Genomic DNA, 17,982 nt, shown 5'->3' on the forward strand with positions numbered 1-17,982 from the left:
ATAGTTATCTATGAGAATTTAACGTATTTTCTCTTTTTTGGGGTGACCTACTTTTTTAGCTTGATAGCGATGGGGTAGCACCACACATCCATCAACTTAAGAATAAACGCCACCAAAACAAAAAAAGCCCCAAAGTTTTCTTGAAAATAAGTTGGGGCTTTTGAACCAGAAAAGTACATTTTCAACTATGAAAACTACGATAAATTTTTCCTTTTTTCCTACTTGCTAAATTCAGCAAGTAAAATATTTTTAAAAGGATTAGGACTGCCAGTTCTACCCAAACTATTCCAATTGACGACCAACGTATGATTGCCTCCAAGTGTACCTCCAACTAGAGTTGTAAACCCTAGAATGCCACCTGAGTGTCCCCATATCGAGACACCGCTTGGCAGCTTAGTTTCATAGATTCCAAGACCATATCCATCGATTCCTTCTTTTCCTGTAGGAACTGTAGTAAGCATTTGTTTTAGTTGCTGTTCCTTCAGTAATTTGCCACCGAGCAAGTAAGAGAAGAATTTGTTTAAGTCGTCAGCAGTAGAAATCATATCTCCAGCAGAGCTACCTGCACTTGGGTTATAATAAGTAACGTCTTTTAGCTCACTTGCTCCGTCTGGTTGGACATATCCACGGGCATGGTTAGTGCCTGGAATAACACTTGAGTTGCCTGGTAGGAATGTATTCGACAATTCAAGTGGTTCAATAATTCGATTTTCAACCTCTTCCGCATAGCTGTTTCCAGTTACTTTTTCAATAAGAATGCCCAGTAATACGTATCCTGTGTTTGAATAAGACCAGCCCTTTCCTGGAGCAAAGTCTGGAGGCAGAGAAACCCCCATCTTCACTAACTCTTCAGCCGTATACGATTTTTTTGTATCCGTAAAATCAGCGTCTTTTGACCTTGAGTATTCAGCGATACCACTTGTATGGTTCAATATGTGCCGGATAGTAATCTTGTTACCATCATATCCATTTCCTTGAATGACACCAGGCAACCAGTCTTCGATGTAGTCGTTTAGCTTCAGGCGATTCTCTCCAGCTAATTGAAGTACAACTGTTGCGGTGAACGTCTTCGTCACACTCCCAATGCGAAAGCGAAAATCTGTTTTCATTGGTTTCTTGGTTCTCAGATCCGCTATTCCAGCGGCATACCCCCACGTTTTTCCACCCTCAGAAGTTTTAGCAAGTATCCCCGGGTATCCAAGTTGCAATGTATCCCGCATTGCTTGCTTGACGGAAGTATGATCTCGTTGCGTATTTGTTTGTAACGAACTAGATACATTCTGAGTGGGCTCTGCTTTTATAATTGAGGTTGGTGTTGTATATAACAGGGAACTTCCAACTATTAAAAGGGCCAAACTTGCACATGTAATTTGACTACGTATTTTCATAAGGCATTCCTCTCCTCTATTCATATTGTATAAGTGTTTGCTTGCTGTTCCTTACTTCCTAACAAGACTTAGGGAAAGGCCCTCACGCATATAGATTAAAGCCCCAGTACAAAGGTATCTATCAATACCAACAAGTTGAGCCATTTAAATCTCCATCCCTTCTATAACAAAATTATTCAAAGGTATGAAAGCATATTATGTACCCTTAGTTATTGTTAGGATTAACACAACATGAGACATAACCCTAACCCATATTTTACTTTATTTATCCATAATATGTATTGAGAAAGAATGTAAATTCGAATCCTTTCCGTAACCCAACTATTGATTGTTTTTTCACCTATTATAATTAGTTATTTTGAATTCCATAATAAAAAAACTGTAAAAAAATAACGATTCCCTTAACGTACAGGAAGCGGTTGAAAAATATGTCTATACGCACAATTTTCTTGTTTTGATATGGTGAACCCATCGCCATTAAGCTAAGGTTTTGAAGTACCCACTAAATGAAATTTTTCTTTCTCTACAGTTAGTTACTTTGAGAAGTCATCTCATTTTTTTGTTTTTGGGGTGTTTCTTTTTCTTAACTTGATGGATGTGGGGTCTCGCCACATCCATCAAGTTATCTAAATAAAATACCCTCTAAAAATTAAGAATATTCAAAAATTAAAATAGACATTTATTCACTTCGTTCGTTATAATTCAAACAAAATAAAAAATCGTTTACATTTTACGATATCAAATTTACTGGAGGGGATAAAGATGAAAAAAGCACTTTACATCAATATAGGTGGAGAAGGACACTTAAATCCAACATTAGGATTAGTACATGATTTAGTACAACGTGGAGACAACATTGTCTATTATTCATCAAATGATTTTGAAGAAAAAATCAAAAAAGCAGGTGCACAATTCCGTCCCATCAATCAAGAGGCACAAAGAGAGCTTTCGGAAACTATGAATCTTATGACTTCCCATCCTCAAGAGTACTTATTACACTTCCTTCATGCTATGGAAAGAATTACTGATTCCATTTTTGAAGAAACCTCCAAAGAAACATACGATTACATCCTCTATGATGCACAGTCTTTACCTGGAAAATGGGTTGCATATTTCTATGGGAACCATAATTAATAATCAGCCTGAATTCTATCAAAAATGTTTCGTCGGTTTAAAAGATCTCAATGCGAAAGCTTAGTATAGGCAAACAATTAACAGTGGAGCAGCTAGGAGATATACCTGATAATTTTATTGTTGGTAATTATCTTCCACAATTAGATATACTGCGCCAAGCGGATGTATTTATTAGTCATTGTGGAATGAATAGCACAAGTGAATCACTTTATGGCGCAGGATTTATGTTAAATATCCAGCAATTATTGGCTGAGGATTTAAAACATGCCGTTAATGAAGTGTTGCAGCATTCGATTTACAAAGAGAATGCCAAAAAAATTAGTCAATCATTCCGTGAGGCAGGTGGTTATATCAAAGCTGTTGATGAGATTGTTACATTTACTCGTTAATTCTGCTATTGTATGCCACTCAAGGCCTATTAACTTAAGAATTTTATAACACCCTACAACAAGAATATAGAAGATAGAAGAAATGCTGGCAGTATCCCATACTCATCAAGATAAGAAATTAAATACCCCATTACTATCAATTCTTAAGTTGATAGTAATGGGGTAGCACCATATACCCAGCAAGCTAAGGTCTTGAAGTAGCCCCTAAACAAAAATTTAAATTTTTCTACAGTAATTTATGTGAATTCAACTCGTTTTTGGGAACATATGTGGTCCTTTTATAATTTGAATTTCTTTTTAAGCTTCTTATATTTTCTGTACGAACGTCTAACAATGTTTAACATAAAATACGGTATTTTAACGGGGAAAGGCAATTTATAAATGAAAGGAAAATAAAAGGTGAAATATGCCTTTTCTAGGTCTCTCCACTTACTATCTTCTTTTGTTTTTAAGAAATCAGATACATCGACCACATATCCCCTTCCTTTTTCCATCATCACATTTTTCCCGTGAACATCACAAGGAGTTAACCCTTGTTCCCTCGCATACTCCAAAGCCTCATTGATATCAAGTATTACCTGCTTAGGAATTTTAATCCCCTTATGAATAGCATCGTATAAAGTAATTTCTTTTAAACGTTTCAATACTATGAAATTTTCTCCTTTATATATAAGCTTTGAATAAGAAGGATGATTTCCAATTCTTCGGTATGCTTCTGACTCTTTTTCAATTCCTTCTCCTTCTCGCACGTAAACTTTCACTACCCAATCTTTGTATTCTCTGTGCATGAATACTGCGGCATAATTACCTGTCCCTAAACACTTCCAAAGTCTAGGAATATCTTTAACTACTACAGGCTCGAATTCATCCTCACTTCGTATGCTTACCTCTTTTAATAATTCGTCCTTTATTAATCCCACAAAACTATTTATACTCATCATTCCCACTCCGGTTTTGCTAAAAGGGGCCCACCCACATTTTAACGAAAATATACACTAAGCGAATTTTAGCATAAAACGAGTCATCTTTCTTCTTAAAATAAAAAGATGACTCGTTCTATTTGAACTGTTGAATACTTAATATTTATTCCGCTATTCATAGCCAAAAACTGTACAACATAAAAATATTTCTAACTATTTTCATTTTTTCACAGGCAACTGTATAGGGCTTTTCTTAGTGCAAGTTCTCTTAGTTCATTACCCATGCCAAATCTATATTACTCTATTTTATAATCTAAAACACTGTTTAGAAGTGTAGCAAGATTTTTTTAATTGTTCAAATTCTTGTTCCACTAATATCTTTGTTAGCTAAAACTTTTATTGTTTTAATAGCCTTTTGTTTAATTCCCACAATGCTGTTTTGTTGCTATCCCATTTCAAAAACGTTACTGCTTCCTCGAAGCATAACCATTTATAATTGAAGTGTTCTTTAGATAATGATATGTTTTTTGTAGGGACTTTAACTCCAAAAGAAAATTCTTTTATTACATAAACCTCTTCTCCCCAAAGGAATCCTCCAACTACATCCTCTACTGGTAGTGAAGACACAGAATCTAATTGTATATATGGACATTCTCTTGTAATACCAGCCTCTTCAAACGCTTCCCGTTTTGCTGATTCAATAGGAATCTCACCGTCTTCTCCGCCACCAGCTATTCCTTGCCAATAACCATAATCACTTCGGTTAAAAATACCATATTGAATAGAATCGTCAGTTTTTATATAAGGAAATATCAATACTTGATATGGTGCTCTCATTACTTAACCTCCTCTCGAAAATAAGTTTTAAATCAATATGAATAAAGAGCCGACATCACAATTCTACATTATTAATGCAGGTTTATAATGTCGGCCCTCTATTTTTAAAGAATTTTATTTTTCATAAACAGGCATACTCTTAACAGAGGAAAAACTGTTTATTCCTTGTCAAATTTGTTTAGCATGGTTTTCCTAAATGTTAGCAGTACCCCATATTATTCAATTGCTCCAGCAACGTCATAATCATTTAAATCTAATTCAATCGGTTGTCCGAGCGCTAGTTTAGCAAGTTCCGCTCCTAAGTATGGACCAGCTGTTAAACCCGAAGCTCCTAATCCATTCGCAACGAGAATTCCTTCAAAGTTAGGTAGCGGTCCGATAACAGGTAAGAATCCTGGTGTGAATGGTCTGAATCCAACTCTCGTTTCAAGCATTGTAGCATTTTCTAAGCCAGGTGCAACTGCTAATGCTTTATGGAATACTTCATGTAGACCACCTGCTGTTACACGATGATCGAAACCCGTATCATTCTCATGTGTTGCACCAATTACGACATGACCATTGTCGAACGTTAAAATATATTGATCGTTTGGCGGCATAACAACTGGCATATTTTCTGTTGCTGTATTTTCAATTTGCAGATGAACAATTTGTCCTTTTTGGAATGTAACTAAGAAATTAATTCCTAATGGGTTCAAGATTTCATTCGCCCATGCACCTGCAGTTACAAGAACCTTTTCTGCTAAAATTGTTTCATCGTTTACTATAACTCCAGTAATATGATTTCCTTCACGGACTAATATGGCATCGCCTTTTATAAAAGTTGCACCATGTTTTTTCGCAGCACTTATTAATGCATTGCGTAATAATCTTCCATTTACTCGTGCAGCACCACTAATATGAACAGAACTATATTCGTCTGATAATGCTGGGAATAATTTTTTTGTTTCTTCAGCTGATAAGCGAGTGATTTCACCAATCTCTGGGGCATCTTCACGTCGTTTATAAGCTCGCTCTTCCATTTGATCTAACTTTTTTTCGTCAGTATGTAAACTAATTGCACCTACACGATTATATCCTGTGTCAGTTTCACCGTCTTCTTCTAATTGCTGAATTAACGAAGAATAGTAACTTGCACCGCCTTTAACGATTTTATACCATGCTTTATTACGACGCTGTGATAGCCATGGACATACAATACCTGCTCCTGCATCAGTTGCTTGCCCTAATTGTTGGCGATCCACGATAGTAACATTCGCACCTGCTTTAGCAAGATGATAAGCAGTAGACGCTCCTAAAATTCCAGATCCAACTACAATATACGATTTCATTTCAAACACCTTTTCTCTTTTTGCTAATTATATAAATATAAGAACATTCCTTAGTATAATGGAAGGAATACTTTTTTCAATGTACTCATCACAATTAATTGTTGCAGCATTGTGACTTTCTTAGTCATTATTTTTTCTTCTTACGGAATAATTCAATTGTTTTATAGCCTTGTGAAAGGATTTCTATCATTTTCTCTAGACGTTTTTCACGTGTTTTTTCTTGTTTCACAGAAAAAAGATTACGTGCCCAATCTTTTTGGTATCCAGGCGTTAAACTTTGATAAAACTTAAGTTCATTCGGGTGATTTGTTAATAATGCTTCAACATCTTTAATTCGATCTGCATAATCGGCAACACATTGACTCATAGCAGATGTTTTCATTGTTTTTTTCTTTTCACGTTTTAAACCTACAACAGTAAAGACTTCATCCATACTTACCATTCGTGCAAATTTAATATTGCTTTCTCCCACATAACCATCTTCTCCAACGTTTAATGCCGGAAACATCTCATCACGGTGAATAAACGTACTATAACGAGCATTACCTTTTTTCGGATATGCGAAGAACACGTAACCTTTTTCAATTAGTAATTCTTCATTACTAATAATAAAATTCGTTTGTTTCACCATTTCATCAAGCGTTTCTACAAATATAAAGATAGCATCGTGTTCTTTTGAGAATACAGTTTCTTTACCTGTAAAAATGTCATAATTACTTGGTTCGTTAATTACGACCATATTTGTATACTTATTAAGTTTCAATTTATCAATAACTGACATAATAATCTTCCTTTACATTCAAAATTCATTGTACATACTTTTTCGTACTGTTCTAGTGTATTATATGTATTAAGAAAATCAAACTTTAAATCATATTATTCTGCTGCAAAAGAACCAGTTTTTCATACATATGAAGAAACTGAGGAAACATTAACTATACCGCAGTTTCCGAAACATATTAGACGAAAACCATTTACACCAAAAAATAATAAAGATAGCCGCCTCTGATTAAGTACCGGCTATCTTTATTATTCATAACTTAATAGCAAATAAAGTATATAAAAGCTCTCTATATTGCTCTTCTGTAACCTCACGCTTAGTTTTTGCTCCATAAATAATTTCAGTTACACTATTATTCGTTAAAGAGACATGCCCAGAGTCCGTCAATTTCACTGCAATTGGTCCCTTATTAAAAATAGATTTCTCATCTTCTATTACTCTTCTTTGAACATCGTTTACTACTATCTCATCAATAATATGTTTATAAAAGGCATGACAAACTTTCCATTCTCCTTCAGCATCTATTCTTTCTAAAACATAATTTCCTTTACTCGTATCTTTTCGTCTCACCCGGTACGACCCATTCTTTGAAGAAACAGACTCATCAGTAAAAGGTACAGGAACAAGAGGTACTAATGAAGCTATACCTACATCAATTAAATACTGTACATTAGCATAAGTTAAAATAATTGTTATATGGCCATCCTCAAGTGCCCATGCATTTATATCATTTTTATAAACCGTACCTAATGCCAGTTGTACATCATAGCCACAGTCTTTTAAGAAATAGTAAAAAAGGGTGTTTAATTCGTAGCAAAGTCCACCACGGGAACTAGTTAAAATTTTCTCTCGTAAGTTTTCCAGAGAGATTTGATTCGTATTTTGTGCTATAACGTCTAAATTCTCAAATGGTATAGTATGTGCAAATGAAAAGAGTATAGTAGGTAATTCTTCAAACGTTACTTCATTACGTTTTTTAAGATTTAATCTTGCGAAAAGCTGATCTTGTAAACTTGTCATATTTAGCACCCCTTAAAATTTTATAAGTTTAAATAATATATGCTGATTGTAAGTTTTAAGGGGTACTGTAACAACGTACATTTTATGTAACTGTACCGGTACAAAAAGTCTAACCGACAAGATCACTAAAGATAAGAAGCTACAAATACAAATTTAATAGTTTGTCTATAGGTAAATTATTACAATCGCTTAAATCAACAAAATACTGAAGTTGCCACATTTGGCTCTTTTTAGCTTGATTGCTAACAGGCTTATCCCATATAGGATAAATCCTCATAGCCATCTTGCCTTTTTGATTTTGTGTTCTCAAGATTTTTTCCTTAAGAAGAATCTCTTTAGGCAAAATGAATTGTCCTAGTTTATGATCATCTATACAAGTAATAACTAATAAATCAGGAGCAGCGTCATAAGAAAATGCTTGATTTTGCATATTGTCATCTTTCTCCCAAAAAGAAACAAATTGACCAATTTTATTAGGAGTAACTTTTGATTTTCTAAAACGAATGGTTTTGTTATTTAAGTGGAATAAACATCCTGCATATTCTGCGTTTTGCTTTTCTTCTTTTAGATTCGTAATCATTAAATTGTTAGGTTGGTAAACTATATTATTTAAATTTCGGATCGTATCATTAAAATTGTTCAAAAAAACTCCCCCTTTATTCATCTCTTAGTTTACCACAAACATCAGTTCTTCTATATCGTATATAATCATGAACTAAGTGAAATGGGGGAATTTAGCAGGATATAATTTTTACTTTAATGTACTTAGTTTTTCAATTGCTTGTTGCTCAGTTGCTAAGTAAAAAATGTCATTCCCTTTATTACATTCATAAATAAAGTCTTTTAAGCTTTTACTAGTGTAAATAGAGAAATCCCCAATGATAGCAATCTTTACCTTGTAGTTTATAAACTTTTGAAGGATATCACCCGCAAGACGTGTTTTTAAATCAAAGAAGCTTTCACTTATTAATGACTTGTGGATAATAATATGCTTCGCATCTACCTCGTATTGAACTGTTGCCATAGTATCTAATGCAGACTGAACATCCGATATTAATACCTGATCGTTTCTAATGACCGCAATATTGATTCCATCGATTACTACTTTCTTTATGTCCATAGTCCCACCCCTTTATAATGTGCACCGTATGAGTAAAATTGTTTTACAAAACTTCGTATTAATCATAGATTAAATTAGCCGCAGCTATTAAAATCGCCTCTATTCTTTATTACTAATACGGTCAATGAAATTAATGATAGTTTCTCTTTTTTATATTTTTGAATATATATATGAAATTGCTTTTACTTGTTATAAAAATATTGTGGAGTAACATAACTTAACAAACTATCCAAAGTGTTAATCTCGGCATATGGTTGTATTTTGGTAGTATTCTTGATTTTTTGAGGGTTAAACCACACACCTTTTATATTTATATTTTGAGGACCAGCAATATCCTTTTCTAAGTCATCCCCAACAAATAAAGTATTTTCCGGCTGTAAATTTAGCTTATTTAACGCTAGTTCGAATATACGTTTATCAGGTTTACTAAATCCCACTTCTTCAGAAATAATGATTGTTTCAAAATACCTATTTAAATTCGTGTTAAATATTTTAGCTTTTTGCCTCTGAGTTGAGCCATTTGTTATAATTCCAACTTTAAAGTGCTTCTTTATTTGATTTAAGAAATGAATAGTATTTTGGTCTATTGAAAAACATCTAGGGAAATTATTATTCCAAAAATCTTGGATATAATTGCGTGGCAGTCTATACTTCGGCGTGAATTCATCAAACAATGATTCTAAAACTGTCGTTTTATTACTTATGCCATATTCTCTTTTATCGTATTCTTTGAATTTCTGTAACATGTTGCTTTTAGCCGCACCATCTACATTTTCATAACACTTTTCTAAAACAATTAAAAATAATGCCGCTACTGCCTTATCCCTATCAAGTAAGGTATCATCTAAATCAAACAGCATACCTTTATAACACTTCAAATCATTTCACAACCTTTCTAACATTATATAAATCTCTCCAAGTTTGTACCTTTAAACTTTTGGTTTAGCCAGAACATTGTTATGTAGTGATTAACGATTAAATAGAAACTAGATGAGAGAAATCCAAAGTTCTTGGCACACACTCTAGTATTACTGTAGCTTCTTCTATATTAAAATTCCTTTCCCTCTTTTGGTAAAGAAGTACAAGTATATTTTCACGAATTTTAAGAAATTACATACAATTCACATTATTATACATTAGTTTTTCGTAAATATTATTCATACATCAATTCATACGATAAGTTTTTTAATCAATTATTTCTCCATAAAAAAGTAATATAGCTAATAATACTTTTTGGTAGTAAACGTCCTATGAAGTTTACTACTGTATCTCCACATAAACTCCAGATAGTACGGCTATAATGACTACCAGAGGTGATATTATGAAAAACTATCATATTCTCGTGGTAGAGGACGATCAAGAAATTCAGGAATTAATTAAACAATTTTTAATGACACAGCATTATACAGTGGTAGTCGCTTCAGATGGACTAGAGGGTATGACACAATTTAATAAGCAATCCTTTGATTTAATTCTCCTAGATGTCATGATGCCCAATCTTAATGGGTTTGAAGTTTCTAAAATGATTCGAAGTCAGTCAAACGTACCAATTATTATGCTAACTGCGTTGGAAGAAGAGGAAGATCAAATGAAAGGATTCGATCTTGGGATCGATGATTATATAACAAAACCCTTTTCATTTCATGTTTTGATTAGACGAGTCGAAGCTGTACTTAGAAGAAGTTATGATAAAAATGTAAATAATCATTTGATATTTAAAGAAGTTCGTATCGATGTGGATGCATATAGAGTCTATGTAAATGATGTTGAAATTATATTAACGACAAAAGAGTTTGAAATTCTACAACTACTATTTCAAAATGAGAGAAAAGTACTTACAAGAGAAAATATCGTAGAGAAGGTTTGGGGGTACGATTATTTTGGAGAAACACGAATAATTGATACACATATTAAAAACCTACGCAAAAAATTAGCTATCCCTTATATTAAAACAATAAAGGGTATTGGTTATAAAATTGATGAATAGTATTGTGAAACTCATGAAGATGAAGCAAATTACTTATAAACTCTTTATGACTACATCTCTCATTTTGTTATCCTTTGCAGTATTGATTTATTTAACTTTATACTTCTTTCTCCCTACGTTTTATGAGCAATATAAAACAGATCAACTTCAAACAGGGATAAACGAAATCATTGATAAGTCTAAAAATCTTACGTTTCAAGATGCGATACCACTTTTTGATGAATACGCAAAAAAAAATAATGCGATGCTTTACCTTCAAAATAAAGAAGGAGTAATTATTTACTCTCCTTCATTTTCTTTTATTCAAAGTGGTACGCAAAAAACAGTAGTTACTAAAGCAACACGATTCGAGAATGCAAGTACCCTTAGCAATTCATATAACGTTACGAAACCAATTCAATTCCAAGATGGTAGTTTAACACTTATAGTCTTTGCTACATTTCAACCGATTGATGAAGCTTCACAGGTTTTAGTACGATTTCTCCCCTATATTAGTATCATTGTGCTCATTATTGGTATAGGAAGTGCTTATTTTTATTCCAGGTTTATTACAAAGCCACTTATTTATATTAATGAAGGTGCACAAAAGATGGCAAATTTAGATTTCTCCGAAAAAATTGAGGTTCGCTCTACAGATGAGTTAGGAGAATTGTCTAATAGTTTGAATGACATGTCTATTAACTTACAACAAGCTATGTTTGATTTAAAAAAAGCAAATGAACAATTAAAAAATGATATTGAAAAAGAAAGAGAAATAGAAACAAAACGCAGAGAGTTTTTTGCGATTGTAGCACATGAATTAAAGTCCCCTCTTACTGTAATGAAAGGATACTTAGAAGGGATGATATACAATATTGGCCCTTATCAAAATCGCGATCAATATTTAAAGAAAAATCATCAAATTATTGAAAGTATGGAACAATTAGTTCGTGAAATTTTAAGCGTATCGAAATTAGAACAACACACCTTCAAACTAAAAGTAGAGGAAGTTAATCCTTCAAAGTTAATAGGTACAATCACAAAAGATCTCGAATTTTTTGCTTCTCAAAAAAGTATCGAAATAATAAAAGAATTTGATTCTGACCTTTCTATTTATACAGATTGTGCTCTTTTAGAAAAAGCATGCAAAAATATTATCCACAATGCGGTTATGTATTCACCACATAATGAAAAAGTCTATATAAAGTTAAGAGAGAATTCTAAACAAGATCAAATCGAAATGAAAATTATAAATACAGGTATCAATATTAAAGATGAAGATATTCAACAAATTTTCAAACCATTTTATCGAATTGAAAAATCAAGGAATCGAAATACTGGAGGAAGTGGTTTGGGGCTATATATTGTTAAACAAATTCTTGAAACGTTAGATATAAAGTATTCAATAAAAAATATGGAACATAGTGTGCAATTTTGCATGAGTATTCCGCTATCTAAACATAAAAACAAATAAACTCTCCTTTAAATAGGGCGAGTTTATTTGTTTTTGTAGTAAGTATAAACTTATTAACAGGCTTTTCGTTTAATGACGTATGCTACTTTTTAAATGGCGATTGTCATAAGTAGTGACAAACTGTATTCAACTTAAATGTTTACCTATAACAGCAAAAAAAGCGAAATTACGCTTAGCAGCAAATTAGATTCTCTTATTTGAGATACATTTCATCTATGAAACTGAAAAGGAGGATGAAAAATGTTTATTCACCTCCATTTTTCAGATTAATTTGGAATTCTTTTATGATAAGCTATATGTAAAGATTAAACATAAAGGATGATTCGTATGGAAATAAGACCAAAGGTAAGTGAATATAACTCCTATTATGCAACGTATACCAACTTGGTATCAGACGGAAATATCATACATATTCTAGAACAACAAATGAAGGAAACGAATCTTTTATTAAAGGGAATTTCTAATAGTAAGGGACTTTTCCGGTATGCTCCTACTAAATGGAGTATAAAAGAAGTAATCGGTCATATAGCAGATACAGAACGTATTATGGCGTATCGATTGCTATCTATCGCTCGAGGCGAGACAGCAGAACTTCCAGGCTATAATGATGATATGTATGTTCTTAGAGCTGCTTTTGATAAGCAATCTATGCAAGATCTTCTTGAGAATTTAATAGTTGTTCGCCAATCTACCCTGTATTTACTTAGAAGCTTAGATAAAGAAGCCTGGTCACAAAGAGGAAATGCGAATAATTCTGAAGTTACAGTTCGTGCATTAGCATACATCATTGCCGGTCATGAGCTTCATCATCTTCAAATTATAAAAGAACGTTATCTTGGTTCTGATGCATATCCAGCAAGTTAATATTTGAAGAACAAGAGTCCTATTTATGTAGGGCTCTTGTTCAGTATTTATAACGTATTAGCACTTAGAATCATGGCAATTAAATGCATTTATTTATAAAATTCACCACATAATATATATGCTATCCTCTTTTATTCTGTACATAATTTTCTTTAGGTTGATATACTATAAACACAATAGTTCTGGAAAGGTGATGATATTATGTATGAACAACAAAATAATAGAGATAGAGATCAAAAAATGATGTTTTCGATGCAAGGAGTTCCCACAAATAAAATTAACATGAATCAATTACCTAAATGGATTAAAATTTTTGGATATTGTGCGTTTGGTTGGATGATAGTATTTAGTTTAATTATGATTGTAGGTTTAATTCTGCAATAACTATACAGATACATAGATAGGTAAACGGGACGATATTTAGATTATACATCTAGGTAATGTTCCGTTTTTTATGTATGATTATCCCATGATATAGGTAACCAATTATACTAAAAAGAACTTGTAGAATATCCTACAAGTTCTTTTTCAAATATTATTAAAACGGGAACAACAAACTATTTTAACATTCAGTACAGGGAGACCATTTTGATTATGGCTTGATTTTATTATAAATCAAATATAAGCTTTTGAAAGGTCTAGATTTTGAAAATTATGTGAATTGAACAGCTACGATGTTTATATTAGATTTCATTTACAACCAACTTCTTCTTACTTAAATACACTGCACGATCTGATTTTTTAGCAACCTCCTGTGAGTGCGTCACAACAATAATACATTTATTCTCTTTATGTGCAAGTTCTTGAAACAGTTCTATAATATCCATTGCGGTTTGCTCATCAAGGTTTCCTGTTGGCTCATCCGCAATCAATAAATCAACATTACAAGATAGTGCTCGAGCAATTGCTACACGCTGTTGTTGCCCACCGCTTAGTTGCAGGACGTTTCGTTTCGCTTCAGCTTCTGAGAGTCCTACCCTCTCTAATAACTGTAATGCTCTTGCTGTTTTATTTTGCACTTTAACACCTGTAATTTCCATTGCTGTTAAGACATTTTGAAGAGCTGTCATATAGGTTATTAAGTTATAAGATTGGAAAATTACAGATACATTTTGATTACGGTATCGATCCAAACCAATTTTTCTAATATCTTTGCCATTATACAGTACATAACCATTTTTAGGGACATCTAGTCCACAACCTAAGCTTAGAGTCGTAGTTTTACCAGATCCAGATGGTCCTAAAATCGTGTAGAAATGTCCTTTTTGAAAAGAAAAGTTAACATTTTCTAGTATCGCTACATTTTTTCCATTACTTTCATAATAATAATCTAAATTTTTAAACTGTAAAATTGTCTCCATATCGAGCCTCCTCATTCATCTTTTAAAAGAATTTGTTTTGGGTTTAAACGTAGAATAGATAATGCCGGAAGAAGCGTTGCTATTATAGCAATAGCTAGTCCAATTCCACCCATTTTTCCTACATCTTCTCCTGTTACACTTACATCAATTTTATTAATCGGATCTTCTTTTTGATTTTGTAGAGTACCACCAGGTCCAGCCATCATTACAGTACCATGTTGCGAGGTATCTGTTTCTTCGCTTGAAGTAGCAATTTCATTCGAAAGTAAATTATCCCCGATATATTGAGAAACTTTAGCTCCTGTTGTTATGGATAATCCAAATGCTAAAATAGCGACACACACTACTTCTACTACGAATTGCGCCATCAGCTTCCACTTTTTCTCTCCAATGGACAATAGAATTCCCATTTCTTTACGACGCCCTTTAATTGATAGCATTATGATTAATCCTAAAATGATCGCACCTGCAATCGATACAATATAAATAATCATTTGAGAAGTCGAAGAGATATTTTCGATAGGACCAATCATTTGCTTGTACAATGAATCATGCGCATCTAATTTATAATAATTAAAATCAATATTAAATTTTCTTGCTTCTTTTTTAAATGCATCAATATATTGTGGATCATTCAAGAAATACACGACTTGAACACTACTTATACCTTGGTCTACTTCTAATTTTTTCATAGTTGAATGCGGCATATATAGTTTATTAGCTGGATCCATAATAGGAGGAGCCTGTTGACCCATTGCTTGCTCATTTGTTTCGTAAATACCGATAATTTCAACCTCAAGGGTTTCCTTCTTATCCCCTGATTGCACTTTAACTTTGTCTCCTACTTTCAAATTGTTTAATTCCGCTAATCGTTTTTCCATTAAAGCTACATTCTGATCCTTCATTTGCTCTGTTATTGGTTTTCCATCAATGATTTTACTTTTTCCGTTTTTAAAGCTTTCTTGTAATGCAGTCTTGCGAACTCCCTCAATCATAAAAGAAGCGTTCATATCGATTTCTGTACCAGAGCTTGAACCGCCTCGCGCAGCCGCCATTCCCACTTTACCTTTTCCTTCTCCTTCTGAAGCTCCTACTAGTTTAAGCCCATCAGAAATACCGAAAGTGTTAGCTATGTAATTATAATCTTTTACATACTTGGACTTCGCTAATTGATCTGTTTCTTTTGCATCGAGCTGCGGCGGATTTGGCATTTCTCCAGTTTCCTTAGCTTTTTGACCTAATTTGTCGAAATCAAGACCTAAAGTAACATCTGCACCAAGTTTTTTTCTTGCAGCATCCGCTGCTTTTTTTGATGCATTTTGGATTGTGAAACCTGAAAGAACCAAATTTGTAACAATCAGAAAAACTGCCATCAAAATTAATGATGTTCCTATCCTTTTTTTCATACTGAGAATTGCTCGTTTCATAAAATTCATTTTTTCTTACCTCCTTGATAACTTGTATTCTATATAGGTTATCTAGAGTTTATATGGAGCTAATCGGTAGTTTAACTAGAGATATAAGGAGTTTATGTGTAGTTATTTACCTGTTTCAGAAAAGCTAGAACACAAATTCAAAAATGCAGCCGTTTTTGAATATTGATAAGGAGTTATTCCGTTTAATAAATTTATTAAAGGTTAAGATTAATTTAATGTATGTAGCACAAAAAATATTTACTGTGTAATTTCTATACAATAAATATAGAGAAACCTATTTGTAAATATTTATATGAGAATGTAAGTTTCCTAATAGAAATTACATCTTTTAATAAGAAAAGAAACAATTTAATATTCTTTTATACGGATATGAACATTAACTTACTTCTTAAATTTTAGTATATATTTATAGTTTTATTTTATTGCAAGCTTTATAATATGATATACAAATTTATCACCTACTATTAGGAAAAGAGAATATTTTATAATTAATTTACAACATAAATTTTGTCCATGTTTTAAACAATATGTATTTTGGAGGAGGTTAATTTGATTTTTTCAAAACTCATTGATCGGTACGCCTTATATGATTTACATAAAAAAAGAAGTGTAGCATTTCAGTTTACTTCCCTTTCTAACACTTCATTAAATATAAAGGACATAGAATCTTTTTATAAAGTACAACCATCACATTTTCATTTTGACATTAAGCATTCAAAGCAGGAAAATGAATACATGGTTGGGCAATTCAACTATAAAAGTTCGGTTCAATCCGGTGATTCACGCAACGACTCTGTAACTGGGGAATTATTCTTACATAAAAATGAAAATGCACCTCATGTTATCTTTGTTCACGGTTGGAGAATGGATTCTAACGAACGTGTGAAAAAAATATTCCACGATCATATGACCAGCCTGAAGTGGAATATGTATTATTTCACTCTACCCTATCATTTTGAAAGAAAACCCGATCAATCCTTATTCAGTGGAGAGTATATGGTAAGTGCAAATATTGAACGAACATTACAAGCAACTAGACAAGCGGTAGCTGACTTACGAGCTTTGATTAAATGGATTAAAGCAAATAAAAATGGGCCCCTGATTCTAATAGGAATTAGTTTAGGCGGATTTATTACTAACTTAACCTCTCTTGTTGAAGAAGAAATTGATGTGTTAGCATCCATTTTCTATGCAAATCGACTTTCTTATTCTATTTGGAATACAACTCCAGGTAAATTTATTAGAGAAGACTTGGAACATCATGGTGTTACGTATGATGATTTAATAGATTATTGGAAAATCACTGAACCGAGTCAAGCATTGCCAAAAGTAAAAAAAGAAAATATTTTATTAATTTCAGGTAAGCATGATCTATATGTGCATTCTGAGGATACAGACTACTTGTGGGAATCTTGGGAAAGACCTCCACGATATATTTATAAATGTGGGCATGCCGGGATCGTTCTTAAACGTAAAAAAATTGCAACTGATACTATTGATTTTATTCAAAATCGATTGAACTCCCCGCACTTATCCAATGTCATGCCTTAAATCGCGAGATTACTAAGTACAAAATCTTATACTTATATTGTTATATTTTTTACTAGTCACCTTTGTAAATCTTCGCCCCTAGCCTTACACGATTGAAAATGAAATAAAATAAATAACTAAGGAACTAATTTACCATATGGAAAAACATTGCTCAACATTTTCACTAGTAGTCCCTGTATATGCAATATTACATATAAAAATCTTTATGTATTCCGTTATTAATTTAAAAGGAAATTATTCATCCATTAATCTATACCATCCGTATTTGCAGTTAAGGATACCCTAATTACATATGAAAAAGAGAGAAGAACATTGGTTAGTTCTTCTCTCTTTGTTTATTTTTAAGATAACTATCTATAAAATTTTGCTTTTCATAATTCTTCATGAGTCTAGAAAAGAAATTTTTCTAA

18 protein-coding genes and 1 pseudogene are annotated in these 17,982 nt (G+C 32.6%); 8 read left to right on the top strand and 11 right to left on the bottom strand.

Annotated features, from left to right (window positions below):
* Window positions 1-218: 218 nt before the first annotated feature.
* Entirely contained in the window at window positions 219-1,388 is a 1,170-nt protein-coding gene (locus DOS87_RS14550) for a serine hydrolase domain-containing protein (RefSeq protein ID WP_000702513.1), read from the bottom strand.
* Between the two features lie 762 nt (window positions 1,389-2,150).
* Here DOS87_RS14550 and DOS87_RS14555 point away from each other — a divergent pair.
* Entirely contained in the window at window positions 2,151-2,522 is a 372-nt protein-coding gene (locus tag DOS87_RS14555; RefSeq protein ID WP_003309556.1) for a glycosyltransferase, read from the top strand.
* Window positions 2,523-2,572: 50 nt separating this feature from the next.
* Window positions 2,573-2,911 (top strand): glycosyltransferase, encoded by a 339-nt coding sequence (locus tag DOS87_RS30220; protein WP_003265578.1) that lies wholly within the window; start codon window positions 2,573-2,575, stop codon window positions 2,909-2,911.
* 278 nt (window positions 2,912-3,189) lie between these two features.
* Here the strand turns inward: DOS87_RS30220 and DOS87_RS14565 are convergent, their stop codons facing one another.
* The 4 genes from DOS87_RS14565 to DOS87_RS14580 form a co-directional block, all read right to left on the bottom strand.
* Window positions 3,190-3,849, bottom strand: a complete 660-nt coding sequence (locus tag DOS87_RS14565; RefSeq protein WP_000026523.1) for a protein kinase family protein — start codon at window positions 3,847-3,849, stop codon at window positions 3,190-3,192.
* A 378-nt stretch (window positions 3,850-4,227) separates the two neighbouring features.
* Window positions 4,228-4,668 carry an NUDIX hydrolase gene (locus DOS87_RS14570; RefSeq protein WP_001202616.1) on the bottom strand — a complete coding sequence of 147 codons (441 nt, stop codon included), beginning with the start codon at window positions 4,666-4,668 and terminating at the stop codon, window positions 4,228-4,230.
* Window positions 4,669-4,883: 215 nt separating this feature from the next.
* Window positions 4,884-5,999, bottom strand: coding sequence for an NAD(P)/FAD-dependent oxidoreductase (locus tag DOS87_RS14575; protein WP_081143695.1), 1,116 nt, complete (start codon window positions 5,997-5,999; stop codon window positions 4,884-4,886).
* A gap of 127 nt (window positions 6,000-6,126) precedes the next feature.
* Window positions 6,127-6,780: a YdeI/OmpD-associated family protein gene (locus tag DOS87_RS14580; RefSeq protein WP_000110860.1), complete on the bottom strand. Its 654-nt coding sequence runs from the start codon at window positions 6,778-6,780 to the stop codon at window positions 6,127-6,129.
* A 27-nt stretch (window positions 6,781-6,807) separates the two neighbouring features.
* On the opposite strand from DOS87_RS14580, the pseudogene DOS87_RS30630 reads away from it, so the two are divergent.
* Window positions 6,808-7,012, top strand: a pseudogene (locus DOS87_RS30630) (hypothetical protein).
* Between the two features lie 20 nt (window positions 7,013-7,032).
* Here the strand turns inward: DOS87_RS30630 and DOS87_RS14585 are convergent.
* The 4 genes from DOS87_RS14585 to DOS87_RS14600 all read right to left on the bottom strand — a co-directional run bounded on the left by DOS87_RS14585 (window position 7,033) and on the right by DOS87_RS14600 (window position 9,780).
* Complete coding sequence (locus DOS87_RS14585; protein ID WP_000202738.1) at window positions 7,033-7,800, bottom strand: arylamine N-acetyltransferase family protein; 768 nt, start codon at window positions 7,798-7,800, stop codon at window positions 7,033-7,035.
* Between the two features lie 139 nt (window positions 7,801-7,939).
* Complete coding sequence (locus tag DOS87_RS14590; protein WP_001058784.1) at window positions 7,940-8,443, bottom strand: MepB family protein; 504 nt, start codon at window positions 8,441-8,443, stop codon at window positions 7,940-7,942.
* A gap of 108 nt (window positions 8,444-8,551) precedes the next feature.
* Window positions 8,552-8,920, bottom strand: a complete 369-nt coding sequence (locus DOS87_RS14595; RefSeq protein ID WP_098578581.1) for a DUF4180 domain-containing protein — start codon at window positions 8,918-8,920, stop codon at window positions 8,552-8,554.
* A 182-nt stretch (window positions 8,921-9,102) separates the two neighbouring features.
* On the bottom strand, window positions 9,103-9,780 hold the full coding sequence (locus DOS87_RS14600) for an HAD family hydrolase (protein ID WP_000895696.1): 678 nt from the start codon (window positions 9,778-9,780) through the stop codon (window positions 9,103-9,105).
* Between the two features lie 461 nt (window positions 9,781-10,241).
* On the opposite strand from DOS87_RS14600, the gene DOS87_RS14605 reads away from it, so the two are divergent.
* From DOS87_RS14605 to DOS87_RS14620, 4 genes are all read left to right on the top strand, one after another.
* Window positions 10,242-10,907: a response regulator transcription factor gene (locus DOS87_RS14605; protein WP_000800727.1), complete on the top strand. Its 666-nt coding sequence runs from the start codon at window positions 10,242-10,244 to the stop codon at window positions 10,905-10,907.
* Complete coding sequence (locus DOS87_RS14610) at window positions 10,900-12,360, top strand: sensor histidine kinase (protein WP_001084893.1); 1,461 nt, start codon at window positions 10,900-10,902, stop codon at window positions 12,358-12,360. The genes DOS87_RS14605 and DOS87_RS14610 overlap by 8 nt, the downstream gene beginning before the upstream one ends.
* 327 nt (window positions 12,361-12,687) lie before the next feature.
* On the top strand, window positions 12,688-13,224 hold the full coding sequence (locus tag DOS87_RS14615) for a DinB family protein (protein WP_000405918.1): 537 nt from the start codon (window positions 12,688-12,690) through the stop codon (window positions 13,222-13,224).
* Between the two features lie 201 nt (window positions 13,225-13,425).
* Window positions 13,426-13,608: a hypothetical protein gene (locus tag DOS87_RS14620; protein ID WP_000273237.1), complete on the top strand. Its 183-nt coding sequence runs from the start codon at window positions 13,426-13,428 to the stop codon at window positions 13,606-13,608.
* 299 nt (window positions 13,609-13,907) lie between these two features.
* Here the strand turns inward: DOS87_RS14620 and DOS87_RS14625 are convergent, their stop codons facing one another.
* Complete coding sequence (locus tag DOS87_RS14625) at window positions 13,908-14,585, bottom strand: ABC transporter ATP-binding protein (protein ID WP_000447865.1); 678 nt, start codon at window positions 14,583-14,585, stop codon at window positions 13,908-13,910.
* Between the two features lie 11 nt (window positions 14,586-14,596).
* Complete coding sequence (locus DOS87_RS14630) at window positions 14,597-16,021, bottom strand: ABC transporter permease (protein WP_001010216.1); 1,425 nt, start codon at window positions 16,019-16,021, stop codon at window positions 14,597-14,599.
* Between the two features lie 549 nt (window positions 16,022-16,570).
* On the opposite strand from DOS87_RS14630, the gene DOS87_RS14635 reads away from it, so the two are divergent.
* Complete coding sequence (locus DOS87_RS14635; protein ID WP_000577701.1) at window positions 16,571-17,572, top strand: alpha/beta hydrolase; 1,002 nt, start codon at window positions 16,571-16,573, stop codon at window positions 17,570-17,572.
* Window positions 17,573-17,982: the final 410 nt, after the last annotated feature.

The organism is Bacillus sp. CR71 (assembly GCF_003429245.1).
GTDB lineage: Bacteria > Bacillota > Bacilli > Bacillales > Bacillaceae_G > Bacillus_A > Bacillus_A thuringiensis_S.